Annotated in this window: 13 protein-coding genes; 5 read left to right on the top strand and 8 right to left on the bottom strand. The window is 35.8% G+C overall.

What is annotated here, in order from left to right; genetic code table 11:
• The first annotated feature begins 4 nt into the window (after positions 1 to 4).
• From AC5ZCW_RS09180 to AC5ZCW_RS09170, 3 genes are all read left to right on the top strand, one after another.
• The gene (locus AC5ZCW_RS09180; RefSeq protein WP_496119259.1) at positions 5 to 9,292 is read left to right on the top strand and encodes an HYR-like domain-containing protein; all 9,288 of its coding nucleotides are present in this window, start codon (positions 5 to 7) and stop codon (positions 9,290 to 9,292) included.
• Between the two features lie 132 nt (positions 9,293 to 9,424).
• Complete coding sequence (locus AC5ZCW_RS09175) at positions 9,425 to 10,342, top strand: PorP/SprF family type IX secretion system membrane protein (RefSeq protein ID WP_281633197.1); 918 nt, start codon at positions 9,425 to 9,427, stop codon at positions 10,340 to 10,342.
• A gap of 13 nt (positions 10,343 to 10,355) precedes the next feature.
• Positions 10,356 to 12,299, top strand: a complete 1,944-nt coding sequence (locus tag AC5ZCW_RS09170; RefSeq protein ID WP_496119256.1) for an OmpA family protein — start codon at positions 10,356 to 10,358, stop codon at positions 12,297 to 12,299.
• A 114-nt stretch (positions 12,300 to 12,413) separates the two neighbouring features.
• Here the strand turns inward: AC5ZCW_RS09170 and AC5ZCW_RS09165 are convergent, their stop codons facing one another.
• The 6 genes from AC5ZCW_RS09165 to pyrR form a co-directional block, all read right to left on the bottom strand.
• A complete protein-coding gene (locus tag AC5ZCW_RS09165; protein WP_343541969.1) occupies positions 12,414 to 12,920 on the bottom strand; it encodes a CAP domain-containing protein in 507 nt (168 codons plus the stop codon).
• 184 nt (positions 12,921 to 13,104) lie between these two features.
• The gene (gene pdxH, locus AC5ZCW_RS09160) at positions 13,105 to 13,749 is read right to left on the bottom strand and encodes a pyridoxamine 5'-phosphate oxidase (protein ID WP_343541968.1); all 645 of its coding nucleotides are present in this window, start codon (positions 13,747 to 13,749) and stop codon (positions 13,105 to 13,107) included.
• 213 nt (positions 13,750 to 13,962) lie between these two features.
• Positions 13,963 to 14,868, bottom strand: coding sequence for a ribonuclease Z (locus AC5ZCW_RS09155; RefSeq protein ID WP_496119254.1), 906 nt, complete (start codon positions 14,866 to 14,868; stop codon positions 13,963 to 13,965).
• A 59-nt stretch (positions 14,869 to 14,927) separates the two neighbouring features.
• Positions 14,928 to 15,260 (bottom strand): ribonuclease Z, encoded by a 333-nt coding sequence (locus AC5ZCW_RS09150; protein WP_343541966.1) that lies wholly within the window; start codon positions 15,258 to 15,260, stop codon positions 14,928 to 14,930.
• 143 nt (positions 15,261 to 15,403) lie between these two features.
• Positions 15,404 to 16,330, bottom strand: coding sequence for an aspartate carbamoyltransferase catalytic subunit (locus AC5ZCW_RS09145; protein WP_029273654.1), 927 nt, complete (start codon positions 16,328 to 16,330; stop codon positions 15,404 to 15,406).
• Between the two features lie 107 nt (positions 16,331 to 16,437).
• Positions 16,438 to 16,977, bottom strand: coding sequence for a bifunctional pyr operon transcriptional regulator/uracil phosphoribosyltransferase PyrR (gene pyrR, locus AC5ZCW_RS09140; protein ID WP_496119252.1), 540 nt, complete (start codon positions 16,975 to 16,977; stop codon positions 16,438 to 16,440).
• A gap of 214 nt (positions 16,978 to 17,191) precedes the next feature.
• Here pyrR and AC5ZCW_RS09135 point away from each other — a divergent pair, with 214 nt between their 5' ends.
• Positions 17,192 to 18,457 carry a hypothetical protein gene (locus AC5ZCW_RS09135; protein ID WP_496119250.1) on the top strand — a complete coding sequence of 422 codons (1,266 nt, stop codon included), beginning with the start codon at positions 17,192 to 17,194 and terminating at the stop codon, positions 18,455 to 18,457.
• Positions 18,458 to 18,706: 249 nt separating this feature from the next.
• The gene (locus AC5ZCW_RS09130; RefSeq protein WP_008468862.1) at positions 18,707 to 18,880 is read left to right on the top strand and encodes a hypothetical protein; all 174 of its coding nucleotides are present in this window, start codon (positions 18,707 to 18,709) and stop codon (positions 18,878 to 18,880) included.
• 69 nt (positions 18,881 to 18,949) lie between these two features.
• Here AC5ZCW_RS09130 and AC5ZCW_RS09125 read toward each other — a convergent pair whose 3' ends face one another.
• Positions 18,950 to 20,026, bottom strand: a complete 1,077-nt coding sequence (locus tag AC5ZCW_RS09125; protein ID WP_496119248.1) for an energy transducer TonB — start codon at positions 20,024 to 20,026, stop codon at positions 18,950 to 18,952.
• Positions 20,027 to 20,184: 158 nt separating this feature from the next.
• Positions 20,185 to 21,804, bottom strand: a complete 1,620-nt coding sequence (locus AC5ZCW_RS09120) for an ABC-F family ATP-binding cassette domain-containing protein (RefSeq protein ID WP_496119246.1) — start codon at positions 21,802 to 21,804, stop codon at positions 20,185 to 20,187.
• Between the last annotated feature and the right edge of the window lie 33 nt (positions 21,805 to 21,837).

Below are 21,837 nucleotides of genomic sequence, written 5' to 3'. Positions count from 1 at the left end.
TAATATGAAAAACTTTACTTTCGAAAAAAAAATAAAAATCCTTCTAAGTTTTGTATTAAGCATTTTGTTTTTAAATGTTTATGGCGGAGAAGGAAGTAAACAAACAACTCCTGACATTAATCATAGGGCTTCGCTTGCGATAAACAATGGTACTTATGGAAATTTTGCCAAATATGGTTCGGCAGATGCACAGCGTTTGTATATCAGAATTCAAAATCCTAATAGCGAGAAAGTATATTTAGGTTTTAGCAGAGCTAGAAGAGATAGCCCTACCGGCACTGAAATTACTTCTGTATTTAAAATCATTAAACCAGATGGAACAGTTGCTTTTGGCGAATACACTTTGAACACTACTAATTCAAAAATTACTGGTACTGAAGCTCAGAGGCTCGCTTTAGCTCAAAATGGTCCAAATGGCATTGATGGAGCTACTGCAGGATATGCTCCAATAATCTTTGATCCTACAGGCATGCCTGCTGGTGATTATTGGATTGAATTTCAAAACCCAACCGATACTAATGGGGAGATTTATTACAACTATTATGACATTACGGTTGCTAATAATTCCACTAAAAAATCAATTCCAGGCCGTATTTATTCAAAACGCTGGGCATTTGCTATGGATGATGTTGACACCGATTTTAATGGTTCCTTTTACGTCTTTGCTCCAGATAACGGTTCTACAACTGGAGCTGTTACTCAAAACGGTTTTGTAAATAAAATCAATTTTAATGGTGCTGGTTTTAGACCTTGGTATTTTAATGTAGCGTTTAATAATACAGGACCTGGAAATTCAGGAAACGCGGCTAATGATCAAAAAAGTATTTATAACGCGCCAAATGCTACACAAATGAGTCCTAAATATGAGGTCTTCTTAAATGATCCTGATATTAATATATGGAAAAATGGAACCTATAATGGTAACATACAAATTAACGGAATTACAAATTGTGGTATTGGAGAAAGCAATATAAACATAAGCGTTTTTAAAAGCGGAACTATTGAAATACTTCTTGACTTTAACGGTGGAGATGGAATTTATACCCCTGGTACAAAAGATGTATTAACCACGCAGACTGTTACAGCATCAGGGGCACCTCCTTATGCTGTAAGTGTTCCTTGGAATGGAAAAGATGGTTTAGGCAACACTATAGCACAAGGCACTTCGATACCAATAGTAGTAACTTTTGGACAAGCTGCTTTCCATTTCCCAATATATGATGTAGAAGAAAATCAATATGGTTTTTCATGTACAACTGTTAGACCTGCAGCTCCAGCTGGATATATTTTAAAATTCTATTGGGATGACGGCAATATTAGTTATGGTGGAGGAAGTTTTGATCAAAAAGTAAATCTTACTGGATGTACACCAAACGGAACCCCTCCTAGCAATTGTCATAGATGGAATGGGTTTAATGGCAATAATGGTACTCCACAATATGGAAATTTAAATACAATAAATACGTGGTGGTACGCCAATAGAGATTTTGTAACATCTAATATAGTTTTACCTCCATTTTACACTGTTGCACTGGGAACAACAAGCAATGTTACCTGTTTTGGCGGTAATGATGGTAAAGTTCAAATAAATGTAACTAACGGAACTGGTCCGTTTAAATATTACATCAACGGAGAAACAACCGCAAATACTTTGCAAAATTTACCTGCAGGAACTTACAATATTAAAGTTATTGACGCAAATGGATGTTCTGCAAATGTGAATGGAGTTGTCATTACACAGCCTGCTGCTGCAGTAACAGTTGCTAAGACTTCTCAAACTGATGTATTGTGTTTCGGCGCTGCAACGGGAGCCATTGACATAACAGCTTCCGGAGGAGTTGGACCTTATACTTACGATTGGACTGATCTTACAGGAACGACTGATCCTGAAGACAGAACGACACTTCCTGTCGGAACTTACACCGTTACGGTGAAAGACTCTAAAGGATGTACCTCTGCTCCGCTTTCTGTGACCATCACAGGACCTGCCGCTGCAGTAACTGTAGCTAAAACTTCTCAAACCGATGTATTGTGTTTCGGCGCTGCAACGGGAGCCATCAACATAACAGCTTCCGGAGGAGTTGGACCTTACACATACGATTGGGCAGATCTTTCGGGAACTGATGATCCTGAAGACAGAACGACACTTCCTGTCGGAACTTACACCGTTACGGTGAAAGACTCTAAAGGATGCGCCTCTGCTCCGCTTTCTGTGACCATCACAGGACCTGCCGCTGCAGTAACTGTAGCCAAAACTTCTCAAACCGATGTATTGTGTTTCGGCGCTGCAACGGGAGCCATCAACATAACAGCTTCGGGAGGTGTTGGACCTTACACATACGATTGGGCAGATCTTTCGGGAACTGATGATCCTGAAGACAGAACGACACTTCCTGTCGGAACTTACACCGTTACGGTGAAAGACTCTAAAGGATGTACCTCTGCTCCGCTTTCTGTGACCATCACAGGACCTGCCGCTGCAGTAACTGTAGCCAAAACTTCTCAAACTGATGTATTATGTTTCGGCGCTGCAACGGGAGCCATCAACATAACAGCTTCGGGAGGTGTTGGACCTTACACATACGATTGGGCAGATCTTTCGGGAACTGATGATCCTGAAGACAGAACGACACTTCCTGTCGGAACTTACACCGTTACGGTGAAAGACTCTAAAGGATGTACCTCTGCTCCGCTTTCTGTGACCATCACAGGACCTGCCGCTGCTTTATCATGTTCTGTTGTGCAAAACAAACCAGTAACTGCAAATGGTTTAAGCAATGGCGAAGCAACTGTATCTCCAATTGGCGGTACTCCTACCTATACTTACTTATGGGATAATGGTGAAAATACACCCAAAGCAACAGCATTAAATGCTGGAACGCATACTGTAAAAGTTACAGATGCAAATGGCTGTTTTACAGAATGTACCGTATTAATTACAGAACCAAATGTACTTTCTTGCAGTATTTCTCAAGATAGCGCTGTAAAATGTTTTGGAGGTAACACAGGTAAAGCAACTGTAACTGCTGTAGGTGGTAACGGAGAGTATACATATTTATGGGACAATAGTGAAACAAGTGCGCAAGCAGTTGCTTTAACTGCCGGTTTACACACTGTTACTGTTACCGATAAATTAGGTTATACAACAAATTGTTCTGTAACAATTTCGCAACCTCAAAAAGCATTAAGTGCAATAAAAAGCCAAACAGATGTTACTTGTGGCGGAGGAAATAATGGTTCTGCGACAGTAACTGTTTCAGGTGGAACTGCTCAATACAACTATTCTTGGAACTCAGTTCCTGTACAAATAACTGCAACTGCAAGTAATCTTGCTGCTGGAAATTACACTGTGCTTATTACTGATGCAAACGGATGTACACTTTCTGAATCGTTTACTATTTTGGATGGAGATTCAATTAAACCAATTGTAAATCCGCTGCCTGAGGTTACTACTATCAATTGTCCAGCAGTACCTGTTTTTACACAAGCAACAGCAACTGACAATAATGGAACTATTTCTTCATTAACTTTCGAAGATACTATTATACAAGGGAATTGCGCCGGCTCTTATACTAAAACAAGAACTTGGACCGCAAAAGATGCTTGCGGAAATATTTCTCTTCCTGTAAGTCAAACTATAATAGTTCAAGATAATACTGCTCCAATCTGGGCAACTCAGACAGGATCTTTAGATAAAACTGTTGAGTGTAGCGATACACAAGCTCTAGCATCGGCTCAAGCCTTATTTCCTAGTGCTAGCGATGCCTGCGATACTGATGTAACAAACATTATAAAAGTAAGCGGAAAATTTACAGCTTCTGAAGGATGCGGAAATGCCGGAACTTACACCAATACTTGGACTGTAAAAGACGACTGCGGAAATACTTCTGAAACTTTCACGCAAGTGATTACAATTCAGGATACAGCCGCTCCGACGTGGACAACTGCTGCGGGTTCTCTAAACGCAACTTTAGAGTGCAGCGATACTCAAGGACTTGCGACAGCTCAGGCTCAGTTCCCAATAGCTTCTGACTCATGCGATGCTGATGTCTCTAACATCACTAAAGTAAGCGGACAGTTTGTAGCTTCTGAAAATTGTTCAAATGCAGGAACTTACACCAACACTTGGACTGTAAACGATGATTGTGGAAATACTTCTGAAACTTTCACGCAAGTGATTACAATTCAGGATACAGCTGCTCCAACTTGGACAACTGCTGCGGGTTCTCTAAACGCAACTTTAGAGTGCAGCGATACTCAAGGACTTGCAGCAGCTCAGGCTCAGTTCCCAATAGCTTCTGACTCATGCGATGCTGATGTTTCAAACATCACTAAAGTAAGCGGACAGTTTGTAGCTTCTGAAAATTGTTCAAATGCAGGAACTTACACCAACACTTGGACTGTAAAAGATGATTGTGGAAATACTTCTGAAACTTTCACGCAAGTGATTACAATTCAGGATACTGCTGCTCCGACTTGGACAACTGCTGCGGGTTCTCTAAACGCAACTTTAGAATGCAGCGATACTCAAGGACTTGCGACAGCTCAGGCTCAGTTCCCAATAGCTTCTGACTCATGCGATGCTGATGTCTCTAATATCACTAAAGTAAGTGGACAGTTTGTAGCTTCTGAAGGATGCGGAAATGCCGGAACTTACACCAACACTTGGACTGTAAAAGACGACTGCGGAAATACTTCTGAAACTTTCACGCAAGTGATTACAATTCAAGATACTGCTGCTCCGACTTGGACAACTGCTGCAGGAACTCTAAACGCAACTTTAGAATGCAGCGATACTCAAGGACTTGCGACAGCTCAGGCTCAGTTCCCAATAGCTTCTGACTCATGCGATGCTGATGTTTCAAACATCACTAAAGTAAGCGGACAGTTTGTAGCTTCTGAAGGATGCGGAAATGCCGGAACTTACACCAATACTTGGACTGTAAAAGACGACTGCGGAAATACTTCTGAAACTTTCACGCAAGTGATTACAATTCAGGACACTGCTGCTCCGACTTGGACAACTGCTGCAGGAACCCTAAACGCAACTTTAGAGTGCAGCGATACTCAAGGACTTGCGACGGCTCAGGCTCAGTTCCCAATAGCTTCTGACTCATGCGATGCTGATGTTTCAAACATCACTAAAGTAAGCGGACAGTTTGTAGCGTCTGAAGGATGCGGAAATGCAGGGACTTACACCAATACTTGGACTGTAAAAGACGACTGCGGAAATACTTCTGAAACTTTCACGCAAGTGATTACAATTCAGGACACTGCTGCTCCGACTTGGACAACTGCTGCAGGAACCCTAAACGCAACTTTAGAGTGCAGCGATACTCAAGGACTTGCGACGGCTCAGGCTCAGTTCCCAATAGCTTCTGACTCATGCGATGCTGATGTTTCAAACATCACTAAAGTAAGCGGACAGTTTGTAGCGTCTGAAGGATGCGGAAATGCAGGGACTTACACCAATACTTGGACTGTAAAAGACGACTGCGGAAATACTTCTGAAACCTTCACGCAAGTGATTACAATTCAGGATACTGCTGCTCCGACGTGGACAACTGCTGCAGGAACCCTAAACGCAACTTTAGAGTGCAGCGATACTCAAGGACTTGCAGCAGCTCAGGCTCAGTTTCCTATAGCTTCTGACTCATGCGATACTGATGTTTCAAACATCACTAAAGTAAGCGGACAGTTTGTAGCTTCTGAAAATTGTTCAAATGCAGGAACTTACACCAACACTTGGACTGTAAAAGATGATTGTGGAAATACTTCTGAAACTTTCACGCAAGTGATTACAATTCAAGATACTACTGCTCCAATGTTTACTGGCGATCTTCCTTTAGATATTGAAGTATCATGCGATGCAGTTCCTGAACCAGCAGAAATGCATGTTTCAGATAATTGCAATGATAATTTACCAATAGTATTTTCAGAGGTAAAATCTGGTATTGAGAATGAATGTTCATCTAATTATACTTTAACTCGCACTTGGAAAATTAGTGACTGCGGTGGAAATACTAGCACTCACGTTCAAATTATCACAGTAAGAGATAAAACTGCTCCAACTGGAACAGCTCCAGAAAGTATAACAAACTTAGCTAGCATTGATTTAATACCAGCAGGAAATCCGTCAGATATTAAAGACGCGGCTGATAATTGCAGCTCTACTGTAAATATCACTGTTTCGGACACTAACAATGGAGGAAACGGCTGCGACGGAACACCTTATATCTTAACAAGAACTTATACTTTAACAGACTGTGCTGGAAACAAAACCGAATTGGTTCAAACCTTTACAGTTGAAAGCAAAGTTACTGTTAGCGGAGTTGCAACAAACACAAGCTGTTTTGGCGGTAGTGATGGTAAAATCACGGTAACAAGCAGTCCTGGCTCTATTGTAGTAATTACAAATGAGAGAAATGAAATAGTTGGCAATACAAATTTACCAGCTGGAACTTATACTCTTACTGCAACGGCACCAGTCAACGGCGAAAATCAAACTTGTTCTGCTACAGCTACAGTAGTGATTTCTCAACCAGAATATACTGTAAAAATTTCTGGACAAGTAATAAATGTAGATACCAATACGCCTCTTGCCAATGTACCTGTTACTTTAATTCCGCAAGGAACAACACCTGGAGCAATACAAATGCGTATTACAGGAACTGATGGAATGTACAGTTTCTCTGGAATGCCTGCTGGAAGTTACTTAGTACAAGTACAAGATGCAAACTTAAATAGTGCACATCAATTATATCCTGTAGATTCTAGTTTATTCTTTACAACTCTTGAAGATTGTAAAGTTCAGACTCATAATTTCGAATATGGAAAATCTACTCTTCCTGTACTTGGAGATTATGTTTGGTATGATCTTAATAATAATGGAATTCAAGATGAATGGTACGATGCCAATAATGATGGAGTGGTTACTAAAAATATTCCAGATTCGAATGGCTCTATCGATTACAACCAATGGGAATGGATAGATCTTAACGGAGACGGAAGCTATACTGGTCCTGAAAATAATGGAGAGCTAAATGCAGCAGGTTTCGGTAATGCTCTTAGTTCAAATATAATTGTTGATGGTCCAAATGGCTACCATGCAGATGTAATTGTCGGAATTGAAGGATTCTGGAGAGAACGTCCAGAAACTGCAAATCCGTATGGAGATTATACAATAAAATTAGTAAGAGATGCTAATTTCGATGCTGTGGCTGCTGCTTTAGGCGCTACTGGTCTGGTAAAAGTTATTCCTTCTTCATCTTCTAAAAACATAAGTGGTAAAACGAGCAAAATGCAAATGCATACCGTTTGTCAAACCACAACAGATGCGGGTTATGTAGTAACTGTAACGCCAGAGGATTTAGTTCACTTAGACATTGACTTCGGCGTAAGCTGCAAAGAATACAAAGATATTGTTGCCAATGATGACAGTGCAGGTCCTATTGCTGGTGTAAATCATACCACAACTAACGTATTAAATGTATTAACAAATGATACTTTAGAAGGAGCAGCGATAACTGCCTCTGATGTAATTATAACGACTGTAACTCCAAACGAGTTTTTACAGCTAAATTCTGATGGTTCTGTTGATGTGTTACCAAATGCTCCAGTAGGAACATTGACAATGGTATATCAAATTTGCGAAGCCGATCAGACAGATAATTGTGACACTGCAACGGTTACAATTACAATTGAAGCACCAGTAATGACTGTTACAGCAACATCAATATGTGTGAACGACGTTCCTTACGTTGATTATGTGGTAACGCCAGTAAACTTCACTCCTGTAAATGGTGTGACAATTGCTTGGGCCGATAGCAACAACAATGTCGTAACAACAATGACCAATTTACCATTGAGCGGTCGTGTATTATGGCCTGGAGCTGTTGTAGATGGGCAAGGAAAAGGAATTGATTGGCCAGGCTGGATTTTTGAAAACAACAAATGGATTGAAGCCGCTGATGGATTTGAGAAATTACGTCCAACTGCTAACCTAACCGTTTCTGTAAATCCTAGTGAAACTATCACACTTAGTTATCCACCAGCAGATCCTTTCTGTACTGCGAGACCAACATTTGCCATTGTCGCAACTGATGATAATCCAGCACCAATAACAGGACCTGCAGGACAAATCAACATAGTGAATGTTTTAACTAATGACACATTAAATGGTTCGTCAGTAAATATAAACGATGTTACCTTAACAACTACTGTTCCTGACCCAACTGGTGCCTTGACATTAAATCCTGACGGATCTGTAAATGTTGCACCAAACACGCCAGGTGGCACTTACACGTTAACTTACCAAATTTGCGAAAAAGCCGATTTTGGAAACTGCGATACTGCAATTGTAACAGCAGTAGTTCTAGATCCGCCAGCGCCACCTACACCAGTAGTTGCAAATGACGATACGTACAGTAATATTGGATGTAACTCTTTCGGACTAGTTGGAAATGTATTGAGCAATGATACGAAAGGAATCACTCGCGCATCATTAGAATTAGTAAACTTTACACTTCTTACTGAAGCAACTGGCACTAAATCAAATCCAAATATCACTTTTGATGGTTCTGGAAATGTAACGGTATCAAGTTTAACACCTGCCGGCACTTATACGTACAGCTACAGAATCTGCGACAAATTAAGTTCTGAAAATTGTGATACTGCAACTGTTACGATTATAGTTGTTCCAAATGGTGTCACTCAAACTAGTGCAACAGCTTGTAACGATGATTCGACATTGGTAAATCTAAGCAGTCTGCTTCCTGAAGGAAGTCCTTCAACAGGAACTTGGATTGATAAAAATAATACTAATGCCCTTCAGGGAACAATTCTTAATCCGTTTGGTTTAGCATTAGGCAATTACGTTTTCGAATATGCAATAGCTGATGAAAAATGTCCAAGAAGTATAGTTTTAAACATGGAAATCAATGATGATTGTAAAGTCTTAGCTTGTGGTGACGTGTTAGTTCATAATGCTTTTTCTCCAAATGGCGATAACAAAAATGATTTCTTCAAAATTGACAATATCGATGACACCACTTGTTATCCAAGCAATTCTGTCGAAATATATAATCGCTGGGGAGTTTTAGTTTTTGAAACTACAAACTACAATAATACAACAAATGCTTTTGATGGTACTTCTAGAGGAAGAACAACTGTTAAGCAATCTGACGGACTACCAACTGGAACTTATTTTTACATTATTAATTATAAATCTCTAGATGGAAACAACAATGTTCAAGATCATAAACTAGACGGGTATTTATACCTATCAAAATAATTCTTTTCAGAATACGCTGTAAAAGCTCTTTTACAGCGTATTTAAAACTGAAAAAATGAATCAATCTTGAATAAGAGCACATTGAATTACAATGATTTAAAAGTCAATAGTATTAAAATAATATAATCTACTATGAGAACAAAGCTATTTTTCTTCGTCATTCTGTTAGTTACATGTTCAGGGTATGCACAGCAAGACGCGCAGTATACACAGTATATGTACAACACAATAAATATAAATCCTGCTTATGCAGGTTCTCGTGGGGTATTTAGTGTTTTTGGTCTTTACCGTACTCAATGGGTTGGTCTTGACGGAGCACCGGAAACAAGCAGTTTTTCAATTAATACACCGCTAAACAATAGCAGACTAGGTATAGGAGCTTCTTTGGTTAACGACAAAATTGGTCCAACAAACGAAAACAATATCTCAGTTGATCTATCGTATACTGTCCAGACATCTGCAGATTTTAAACTTTCGTTTGGTATTAAAGGAACTGCAAATATCTTCAATTTGGATGTAAACAAACTAAATCCAGCAGATCAGGGCGATCCGCAATTTCAGGATTTAAGCAATAAATTTTCTCCTAATGTTGGTGCTGGGGTTTACTGGCATTCAGACAAGGCTTACATTGGTTTATCTGTTCCAAATTTTATTGAAACAAATCGTTACGACGACAATGATGTAGCAATTTACAAAGACAAAATCAATTACTATTTAATGGCAGGTTATGTATTCGATCTAGACAAATATCAATATATTAAATTCAAACCAGCTATTTTAACCAAAATGGTCGAAGGTGCACCGCTACAAGTAGATGTTTCTGCCAATTTTATGTTCTACGACAAATTCATGGCTGGTGTAGCTTACAGATGGAGCGCTTCATTAAGTGCTATGGTCGGATTTCAGATTACAGACGGACTTTATTTAGGTTATGGTTATGACAGAGAAACCACTCATTTAAATAATTACAATTCAGGTTCACACGAAATTTTCCTTCGTTATGAATTCTTCTCCAACAAAGGTAAAATGACAACTCCTCGTTTCTTCTAAAAAATAAGGTATCATGAAAAACTATACACTACTTTTCCTTACAATTCTAGGTGCTTTTTCATTTAGCAGTTATGCACAGCAGTCTAAAATAAATGCTGCAGACAAAAAATATGACGGCTATGCTTATGTCGATGCTATAAAGACCTATGAAAAAGTTGCCGCTAAAGGCTACAAATCTGAAGACATGTTTAAAAAACTGGGAAATGCTTATTATTTCAATTCAGATTTCCAGAATGCGGCAAAATGGTACGGCGAATTATTTGCAATGAACACAAATGTTGAACCAGAATATTATTTTAGATATGCACAATCTCTAAAATCGACTGGAGACATTACCAAAGCAAATAAACTTCTGGATGAATTTAATGCTATCTCAAAAAATGACAGCAGAGGAAAACTTTACAAAGAAGACGTAAATTATCTGGATCAAATTAAAGCAAACTCTGGGAGGTACCAGATAGAAGATGCTGGAATTAACAGCAAATATTCAGATTACGGATCATTTGTGTATAACAATAAAATTTATTTTGCATCAGCGCGAGATACAGGAAATTTTACACAACGTAAACACAAATGGACAGGAGAATATTTTACAAATATTTATAATGCTGATTTGGATCCTGCAACTGGAACCACATCAAAAGTAAATAAATTTAAATCGGCTATTAATACCAAATTCCATGAAGCTTCTCCTGTCTTCACAAAAGATGGAAAAACAGTTTATTTTACCAGAAATAACTACATCGACGGAAAAAAAGGAAAAGACGAAAACAAAGTCACCTTAATCAAGCTTTACAAAGCTGAATTGGGAAAAGATGGCAAATGGACCAACATTGCAGAGCTTCCATTCAATAGCAATAACTACAGTACAGCTCACCCTGCTTTGAGTCCAGACGAAAAAACACTGTATTTTGCTTCTGACATGCCAGGAACTATTGGCGAGTCAGATTTGTATAAAGTCAGCATCAATTCAAACGGAGGTTATGGCTCTCCAGAAAATCTAGGAAGTAGTATTAATACGGAAGGAAAAGAAACCTATCCATATGTTACCAGCGAAAATGAAATTTATTTTTCATCTGACGGACACCCAGGCTTGGGAGGTTTAGATGTTTTTGTTGGAAATATTGACAATAACGGAAAAGTTAGCAATATTCAGAATGTTGGAGCAGATATCAATTCTCCAAAAGATGATTTTGCCTACATTATTGATCCGGAAACAAGAAGAGGATTTTTTACTTCCAACAAAGATGGAGGTCAAGGTTCTGATGATATTTATAAATTCTTAGAAACTAGAAAGCTTAAATGCATTCAGGTATTATACGGTACAATTACAGATGCAGAAACCGGCGTACCGCTTCCTGGAGCAAAAGTAACGTTGTATGACGCAGGAATGGCACTTAAAAATTCTGCCGTTGCAGATGGCTCTGGACTATACTCTTTTGATGTAGAATGCGGAAAATCATATTATGTAAGAGCAGAAAAACCAGAATTTGCTACAAAAGAAGTTAGCATAACTGTAGACAAAACAAGTGGTAAAACAAACCTTCCTATTGCACTCATAAAATCAACTTGTAAAGTTACTGTGGGTGATGATTTAGGAAAATGTTTTGGAATTAAAATGATTTATTTCGACCTCGATAAATCAAATATTAGAACCGAAGCAGCATTAGATTTAGAAAAAATATTGGCTGTTCTGAACGATAATCCTACTATGAAATTAGATATCCGTTCACATACAGACAGCAGGGCTTCTAATCAATACAACGAAGCCTTATCTGACCGAAGAGCAAAATCGACTATACAATGGCTGGTTAAAAACGGAATTTCTCCTAACCGCTTAACTGGAAAAGGCTACGGTGAAACAGAACTCGTAAACAAATGTTCCGATGGCGTACCATGTACTGAGGAAGAACATCAAGCCAATAGAAGAAGCGAATTTATTATAACCGCTTTATAAATTTCGTAATAGATAAAAAAAGCTGCCTACATGGCAGCTTTTTTTAATTTAAAAAGTCGTCACATTTCTAGGAATTGCAACGACTTCTAAAAAACCAACCTGTTCAATAAACTTTTAAATCTTAACAAAAATGTTAGTGTAATATTTTTTTCCTGTAGCTGGATCCGTTGTTACAGATAATCCAAAATGAGTATAATCTCCTTCTATATTTTCTTTGTGCCCTGGGCTATCTAGCCAAGCTCTTAAAGCGGCTTCAGGAGTTTTATAATTGTAGGCAACATTCTCGCCTACTTTTTTTGCTCCCAATACACTAGTAATATTATTAGATCTTGCCACAAAATCGTTATGATTTACCACATTATTTTCAATCATATATTTGTTATGCTCTTCGCATTTAAAAGATATATGATTAACTCTCTCCAAGGCATTCAAACCAATACTCACGCGGTATTCGTTTATTAACCTCATTGTTTCTATTTCGGTGTCATTATAAGTATAATTAGCAACAAGCACTTCTGTTGGAGTGGCAGTATCCGCGCTTGCTTCGGCGGTGTCGGCAGAACATGCGTTCATTGCGACTAAAATCGCAATGAACAACATGGTGCGCATTATCTTTTTCATAATCATCAGCATTTTAGCGGTTTAAAGTAAATGTTGGGGCAAATCCTTTAAATTTATCTTTGAATAAATTCGTTCGTATTATTGTATACCAAACGTATTCAATTTACCGTTAAAGTGCAAAAATAATCGATGAAATGCACTATTTTTTATATTTAATGTGTAAAATTCTTACGTAAAAGCAATTTTAGGAAGATAATCTTTCAATCTTCCAAGAAAAATCTGACTGGCTTGTATAACGAATTCTATCGTGAAGTCTATTTGGTCTTCCCTGCCAAAATTCAACTTGAAGTGGAGTCACTATATAACCACCCCAATTTTCAGGTCGTGGAATTGGCTTTCCTTCAAATTCGGTTTCTAGTTTTTTTAAGTTTTCTTCTAAGAATGTTCTTGACGGAATAACTTCGCTTTGATTAGAAACAATTGCTCCTAGCTTACTGCCATCAGGACGTGAATCAAAATAATTATCAGAAATAATCTCAGATGTTTTCTGCGCAATTCCTTTTATGATTACTTGACGTTCTGCTTCCTGCCAAAAAAAAGACAAACAAATATTTGGATTTGCTTCTATTGCTTTTCCTTTCTCCGAATTGTAATTGGTATAAAATATAAACCCTTCTTCAGAAAATTTCTTCAATAAAACCACACGCGATTTAGGAAAACCATCCAATCCAATCGTTGAAACCGTCATGGCATTCACCTCCCCGCTTCCCCCAAAATCTTCCACCTCATGAAACCATCGGTTAAAAAGATTAATCGGATCTTCTGGAATATTCGTTTCTAATAATTCACTCTTCTCGTAAGATTTTCTATAATTACTTAAATCGTTCATAGTTTTTGATTTTAGTTTATTTTGTTTCAGGTTTCAAGTTTCAAGTCTGTCAGGCTTAGCGAAGTCGAACGTTCACAAAGCATATTCTATTCAAAAAAAGCATTTCGACTTCGCTAAGTGTGATAATCATATACTACGATTCCATCAACTTAAACTTAAAATAACTACACCAAAACTTAGTCGCTTAGCAACTTAGCATCTCAGAACCTTAGATTAAAACTCAAAACTAACTCCATCATCTGCCAAAAGCACATTTGGAAATACTTCTTCTGCTTCTTTTTTAAATGGCTTCAAACCATCATAACGTGTCGAATAATGACCTAAAATAAGCTGTTTTACATTTGCTTTTAAAGCAATGCTTGCTGCTTCTTTTGCAGTCGAATGCAGTGTTTTTTCAGCCAATCTTGCTTCTGATTCTAAAAATGTAGATTCGTGGTATAAAATGTCTGTATTCTGTATAATCGGAATGATCTCTTCATTGTAAACTGTATCAGAACAGAATGCATAACTTTTTGCTGGCGGCGGATCAAAAGTAAGTTTTTCATTTTCAATTACTGTTCCGTCATCAAGTGTAATATCTCCGCCATTTTTTATTTTCTGATAATACGCTACATGAATATTATAGCGCTGAACAGCTTCTACGTTTAACTTTCTTTCGTCTGGTTTTTCCTGAAAAAGGTATCCATTTGTATAAACACGATGCTTTAGCGGAATTGTTTTCACAATGACCTTCTTATCTTCAAAAACAACTTCACTTTCTTTCGATTCTAATTCGTGAAAGAACAAAGAATATGTTGTCCAAGATTCAGTCAGTTTTAATTGAATAAGGATCAATTCTTTAATTCCTTTCGGACCATAAATATGTAAATCTGTGGTTCTTCCTAAAAGGGAAAAAGTTGAAATAGTGCCAATTAATCCAAACAAATGATCTCCATGAAGATGCGAGATAAAAATGTGATTAATTTTTGAGAATTTAATCTTGTTTTTGCGAAGCTGTACCTGAGTTCCTTCACCACAGTCAATTAAAAACAATCTGTTTTTAATCTCCAAAACCTGCGCAGTCGGATTGGTAAGCGTTCTAGGAGTTGCGGCATAACAGCCAAGTATAGTTAACTTCATTTCTCAATTAAAAATTGATAATTGACAATTATTAATTTTTAATTATCAATTGTTAATTATTAGAAACCTAGGTCTCTTTCGATTTCTTCCATTTCGATAATATCGTGAGCTTCTAAAAGAGAAGGCACTACCAATAATTTATCTGAAATAGCATTAAAATCAAGATCGGTAGCTACAATTACAAACGATTTTTTTGCTTTTTTCTGAACTTTAGAAAGTGGTAAAAAAGCTTTTAAATCATTTTCTGAAATATTAGAATCTGCTGATAAGTCGATTATAATATTTTGTTTTTCAAAAGTTTTAAATTGTTGCGTTACTTTTTCCAAGAAAGCATTTACATCTCCTTGAGTATCTTTAATCGTAACGGTATGTCCTTTTTGATCTACTTTCATTTTATAATTTGAGGGGGCTTATATTTTATGATGCTAATTTACTAAGTTTTTTTGTTGTTTCAAGTTTCAGGTTTCAAGTTTTATGCTCACTGTAACACTCATTTCAATACTGAAAACTGCGACTGTGACTGAAAACTAAAAAACTATTGAATCTTAGAAGCTAGCAAATAAATAACCGCCATTCTAATCGCAACACCATTCTCAACCTGATTCAAAATAACTGAATGATCAGAATCGGCCACCTCAGAAGTAATTTCTACTCCTCTATTGATTGGTCCTGGGTGCATGATTACGATTTCTTTTCCTAGCGAATCCAAAAGCGGTTTGTCTACTCCATATTGCTGTGCGTACTCACGAGTTGATGGGAAAAAATTCACATCCATACGTTCGTTTTGTACACGAAGCATATTCGCAACGTCGCACCATTCTAACGCTTTTCTTAAATTCGGTTCAACCGTAACACCAAGCGATTCAATATATCTCGGAATCAATGTTTTTGGTCCGCAAACTTTTACTTCTGCGCCTTGCATCTGCAAAGCATATATGTTGGATAAGGCAACTCTCGAATGCAGAATATCGCCTACAATAACTACTTTTTTTCCAGCAACATCGCCCAGTTTTTCTCTGATCGAATAACTGTCTAATAAAGCCTGAGTTGGGTGTTCGTGCGCGCCGTCTCCAGCGTTTACGATACTTGCTTTTACATTTTTAGATAAAAAATAAGCCGCTCCGGGATTAGAGTGGCGCATTACAACCATATCCACTTTCATCGAAAGGATATTGTTTACAGTATCAATCAAGGTCTCTCCTTTTTTAACCGATGACTGAGCTGCAGAAAAACTGATGACATCAGCAGATAAACGTTTCTGCGCTAATTCGAAAGAGAGTTTGGTTCTGGTACTGTTTTCGAAGAAAATATTGGCAATGGTAATATCTCGTAATGAAGGAACTTTTTTAATCGGTCTATTGATGACTTCTTTAAAATGATCTGCCGTTTCAAAAATCAGGTTAATATCATTCTCATTGATATATTTTATTCCTAATAAATGATTTACGCTTAATTCTTTCATTGTGTGTGTTTATATGTTTAATCGTTGAATTGTTTAATCGTTTTTTTGTCAAATTTGTTAATCGGAATTACTACCGATTAAACAATTAACCGGTTAACCGATTAAACTTAATTCGTCACTAGGTGAACAACATCTTCACCATCATTTTCTTTCCAGCTTACAATTACTTTTTCACCATTAATAACATCGACTTGACGCCCTCTGTAATCGGGCTGAATTGGTAAATGACGGCTGAAACGTCTGTCTATTAAAACCAACAATTCAATTTCAGAAGGTCTTCCGAAAGATTGAATGGCAGTTAAGGCAGAGCGAATGCTACGTCCAGTAAACAAAACGTCATCGATAAAAATGACTTTTTTGTCTTCGACTATAAAATTGATTTGGGTTTTATTGGCTTCAAGCGGTTTATCAGTACGACGGAAATCATCTCTGAAAAAAGTGATGTCCAGATATCCTAAAGTAATTTCAGGAACCTTGTATTCGTTTTCTAATAGTTGTTTTAAACGTTCAGCTAAAAAAACGCCTCTTGGCTGAATTCCCACCAAAATTGTATTAGAGAAATCAAGATGTTTTTCGATTAACTGACAAGCCAAACGATGGAGTATGATAGTAACTTCTTTCGAATTAAGTAATACTTTTTGACTCATAAGTGATTGTAATGTTTGGTTGCGCAAATATACGGAATCTGATTTTATTTGTTAAACAAATGAAGTTTTAAATGTTTTATATTTTAATAAATCTCCCTAAAACGAAAATATTATCTACAATTTTCAAAATTTTATATTCTGCAATAAAACCTTACTTTTATATCATGATCTTAATCTTAAGAGTATAAACAAGTCACTTAACAAAAACATATAAATGAAAGAGCTTAACTTAGATTATAATTCCACTTATATAAGTCTAAACCTCATTGATGAATTAGATTATATAATTGGAGGATATGGAAAACCAGATATTGTATTTCTTTACACTTTAAACTCTTTTATTGAATCTTTTATACTAAACAGCATTTTTTATGTTTCTGACCAAGAATTAAAACATGCACAGATTGTTTCTAAAACAATATTCCCAAATGGACGACCAATTCTAGAAATGCTTTCAAGAACAGGATGTCTGAAAGTAATTATGGGTATTGGCAATAATATTGGAACTGTTGTAAGTATAGGGCAAACTGATCCAAACAAAAGCTATCAAGAAACAATTACTGATTTTATTAATAATAAAAAAAGTATACCTCATGCGAAGGAAAAATATTTAAGAATTGCTACACTTGACGAAGATGTAAAAAACATCTCATTCATAAATATTGGAAAAGTAAATGATGGTTTTATTGCTGTAGAAAGTAAAAATAGTCCCGAACAATTTTATCAAAAAATAAATGAAATAACTTTTCATTCGAATGTACAAGCGGTATTACCATTTTATTCATATGAATTTCAAATAAATGAAATTCCAAAACGAGGAATAGGAAAAGACATCATATCCAAACTGACAGAAAGCTATAACATTAATCATTCCGAAATAAACTCTTATTTAGGTTATAAGAATCAACAAATACCTCCTTTAGTAAGTATTTTACTAGGGCAATGCGAAAAAGTTACTGAAATTTCGACAAAACTTTTTCAATTACGAGACGATTTTACAAATTTAAGAAATTCAATAGTAAAATATGAGAAAAGAATTGCAGAAGCAGATACAATGAAAGATCAATTAGATGCTATTAATGAAATAAATTCTTTTTGGGAAGTATTCAATAAAAAATATTCAACAAGCAGTAGAATTTTATATAATTTTTGGGAAATAGCTGAAAGCTCAGAATATGAAAAATCAATCGATAATATAGTAGATAAGGAATCATTATCAAAAATAATAGAAGATTTCAATATTGGTAAAGTAGTTGGAAAAAGCACAAAAAAAACTATTGATTACTTCAGAGAAAAAAAAGTAATTAATCGTTTTAGAGGTGTGAGTGATTTATCATTATTATTTAAAAACACTCCAAACATTAAAGATCATTTTAAAAATTACGAAAAAATATTTGACACGAAAATTGAAAGTGATTCTTTAAGCAAATTACAAACTAAACTTTCAAAAATAAAAACAAATAATAATCCTAAAGAATAATTATTGAGAATAAAAGTTATAAAATAATAATGTCAAAGCAAAAATTAATCAAAATCAAAAAACTTAATAAGGAATTAGAAAGAGGCGAAAAGTCTGGATTTCTAAAAAAGTTCAATCGCATAAGTTTCATTAAGGACTTAAACGAAAAATATTCAAACTCCAAATCCTAAAACATTTCCAAAAAATTCTATAACGCATTTTGCTGATTCCTAAAGTAATTTTAAGTATCAATTTAAAACATCAGAAGTCATGCAAAATAAAATACTAAGATTGTTAATGGTATTTGTAATACTGTTTTCATTTACAAGCTGTGAAGTTATTGGAGACATTTTTAAAGCCGGAATGGGATTCGGGATTTTTATCGTAATATTTATTATTGCGATTATTATCTGGATTTTTGCTAAAATGTTCGGAAGCAAATAGTAGTAAAATAAACAAATAAAAAATCCCAAATTCCAATGTAAAACTTGGCGTTTGGGATTTTTCTATTATTTATTTAATTGGAACTTTTAATACATAAACACATCTGACTTTTTTACCGTCTATCTTGGCAGGATTCCATTTAGGAGATAGTTTCAAAACCCGAATTGCTTCTGCTCCTGTAGCATATCCAATATCTTTAAAACAGCGAAAAGCAGACAAAGAACCGTCTTTTTCAACAACGAAATCCATATAAATTGTTCCTTGAACCCCTTCTTGATTGGGCTTCACAAAATTTTTGTAGAAAAATTTATAGAATGATTCTATTCCTGATGAATAGCTTGGTTTTACCTCAACTTCTTCTAATTTATATATTTTTTCATTATTAATTTTAGCACTTGCATTGACCGTTTTTGAATTAGATTTCTTTTTACTTTTTATCAAAACGCCAGCTTCTGTATATTCTTTCAATTTTCCTTCAATAGATTGACTGTCTGTAAATCTAGAGCTTTTCAATTTTCCATTTGGATAGTATTTCTTTTCTATTTTATAGCTTGTATTTTTCGGATTAGTCAACTTGGCTTCTGTTATATCTCCATTTGGATTCCAAATTTTATATTCATCAAAAATGATAATTTCAGAAACAAGTTTCTTATTTTCATAATCTGACGTTTTTATTTCTTTTTTATCCCAATTATAATCGATTTGTTCAACTAACGCCCCCAAAGAATCATACTTTTTTCTATTGAAAAATTGATGCCCACTTTTGGCATCCTTTCCAACATTTAAACTCTCGATAGTTTTTCCATTAGAATCAACCGCAGTCATACTTATCAACTTGCCATTACTTAGTAATGTTTGTATTGCCAAAACTCCATTTGAATTATATTCTTTAAAAGTCCCGTCTACATTTCCTTTTTCGTTAATATAAAACTGCATTTTCCTGCCATCAAGATTCATTTCATAAAAACCATTTTTGAGTTTCGTTTTATTTACATTTTCTATACTTATAAAATTATCCGACAAGAAGCCATTGTTTAAATATGAAATCGACGACGAATTAATTTTATTATACTCCTGCGCTATGCCTACATGGAATGTAGCCATCATCAACAATAGTACTTTTATACCTTTTTGAATGTTCTTCATGCTCACTTACTTTTTTTAAAATAAATATATTTTTCTTACAAATATAACATTTTATAATTGAATGAAAATTCACACGGAAAAATTATTAAGACAAAAAAAATCCCAAATTCCGGATTAAACTTGGAATTTGGGATTTTAATATATTGGAATTTCAAAAATTAAAGATTGTACATCTTTTTTCTTTGTTCCTGAATCTTTTCATCATCAAGATATTCATCAAATGTCATGTAACGGTCGATTACTCCGTTTGGTGTCAATTCTACGATTCTGTTACCAACTGTTTGCGCGAACTCGTGGTCATGTGTTGTAAAAATTACAGAACCTTTAAAGTTTTTCAATGAGTTATTGAAAGCTGTAATAGACTCCAAATCTAAGTGGTTTGTAGGCTCGTCTAGCATTAAAACGTTTGCACGCTCCATCATCATTCTAGACAACATACAACGTACTTTTTCTCCTCCAGACAAAACTCTAGAAGTTTTTAAAGCTTCTTCTCCAGAGAAAATCATTTTCCCTAAGAAACCTCTAATAAATACCTCATCACGCTCTTCTTCTGTTTTAGCGTACTGACGTAACCAGTCAACTAAACTCAAATCGTTTTCAAAGTATTTATGGTTTTCAGCTGGTAAATAGGCTTGATTGGTTGTAATTCCCCAATCAAAATTTCCAGCATCTGCTTTTTGTTCGTTATTTAAGATTTCGTAGAAAGCAGTTGTAGCACGTGAATCTTTAGAGAAAAGAACGATTTTATCGCCTTTTGCCATATTCAGGTTAATATCTTTGAATAAAACTTCTCCGTCTACAGAAGCTGCTAAATTTTCTACATTCAAAATCTGATCTCCTGCTTCACGATCTTGATCGAAGATAATCGCAGGATAACGACGGCTAGATGGTTTGATTTCAGAAATATTTAATTTAGAAATCATTTTTTTACGAGAAGTAGCTTGTTTCGATTTCGCTACGTTTGCACTAAAACGACGAATAAATTCTTCCAACTCTTGTTTCTTCTCTTCTGCTTTTTTGTTTTGCTGAGCACGCTGTTTTGCCGCTAATTGGCTAGACTCATACCAGAACGTATAGTTTCCTGAGTAGTGATTGATTTTTCCGAAATCAATATCAGAAATATGTGTACAAACCGCATCTAAAAAGTGACGGTCGTGAGATACAACGATTACAGTATTTTCGTAGTTTGCCAAGAAGTTTTCTAACCAAGCGATTGTCTCGAAATCCAAATCGTTGGTAGGCTCATCCATAATCAGCAAGTCAGGATTTCCAAAAAGTGCCTGTGCCAAAAGGACACGTACTTTCATTTTTCCCTCCATATCAGCCATTAAAGTATAATGATCTGCTTCTGTGATTCCTAAGTTAGATAACATCGCTGCAGCGTCAGAATCGGCATTCCATCCGTTCATTTCTTCAAACTGAACTTGTAACTCCCCTATTCTGTCTGCATTAGCATCATTATAATCTAAATAAAGTTCATCCATTTCTTTTTTAACAGCATACAGAACTTTATTTCCCATTAAAACGGTTTCCAAAACAGTGTGTTCGTCGAACATGTTGTGGTTCTGGTTTAAAACCGACATACGTTTTCCTGGCTCTAAATGAATGTGGCCTGAAGTTGGATCAATATCACCCGAAATTACTTTTAAGAAAGTAGATTTTCCTGCACCATTTGCTCCAATAACGCCGTAAATATTTCCGTGAGTAAACGTAGTATTTACTTCGTCGAATAAAATTCTTTTACCAAACTGAACTGATAAATTATTGACTGTTAACATGAATGTCTTTTTAATTAATTTGGTGCAAAAGTA

The organism is Flavobacterium sp. PLA-DH12 (genome assembly GCF_059511845.1).
This window is presented reverse-complemented; position numbering and strand designations above follow the sequence as displayed.

Excerpts from the sequence above, each read along its gene's own strand:
- AC5ZCW_RS09150 (WP_343541966.1), bottom strand. The coding sequence starts at position 15,260 with ATGAAAGTAGATCAAAAAGGACATACCGTTACGATTAAAGATACTCAA.
- AC5ZCW_RS09180 (WP_496119259.1), top strand. The coding sequence starts at position 5 with ATGAAAAACTTTACTTTCGAAAAAAAAATAAAAATCCTTCTAAGTTTT.
- pdxH (WP_343541968.1), bottom strand. The coding sequence starts at position 13,749 with ATGAACGATTTAAGTAATTATAGAAAATCTTACGAGAAGAGTGAATTA.
- AC5ZCW_RS09170 (WP_496119256.1), top strand. The coding sequence starts at position 10,356 with ATGAAAAACTATACACTACTTTTCCTTACAATTCTAGGTGCTTTTTCA.
- AC5ZCW_RS09125 (WP_496119248.1), bottom strand. The coding sequence starts at position 20,026 with ATGAAGAACATTCAAAAAGGTATAAAAGTACTATTGTTGATGATGGCT.
- AC5ZCW_RS09120 (WP_496119246.1), bottom strand. The coding sequence starts at position 21,804 with ATGTTAACAGTCAATAATTTATCAGTTCAGTTTGGTAAAAGAATTTTA.
- pyrR (WP_496119252.1), bottom strand. The coding sequence starts at position 16,977 with ATGAGTCAAAAAGTATTACTTAATTCGAAAGAAGTTACTATCATACTC.
- AC5ZCW_RS09155 (WP_496119254.1), bottom strand. The coding sequence starts at position 14,868 with ATGAAGTTAACTATACTTGGCTGTTATGCCGCAACTCCTAGAACGCTT.
- AC5ZCW_RS09145 (WP_029273654.1), bottom strand. The coding sequence starts at position 16,330 with ATGAAAGAATTAAGCGTAAATCATTTATTAGGAATAAAATATATCAAT.
- AC5ZCW_RS09165 (WP_343541969.1), bottom strand. The coding sequence starts at position 12,920 with ATGAAAAAGATAATGCGCACCATGTTGTTCATTGCGATTTTAGTCGCA.
- AC5ZCW_RS09130 (WP_008468862.1), top strand. The coding sequence starts at position 18,707 with ATGCAAAATAAAATACTAAGATTGTTAATGGTATTTGTAATACTGTTT.
- AC5ZCW_RS09175 (WP_281633197.1), top strand. The coding sequence starts at position 9,425 with ATGAGAACAAAGCTATTTTTCTTCGTCATTCTGTTAGTTACATGTTCA.
- AC5ZCW_RS09135 (WP_496119250.1), top strand. The coding sequence starts at position 17,192 with ATGAAAGAGCTTAACTTAGATTATAATTCCACTTATATAAGTCTAAAC.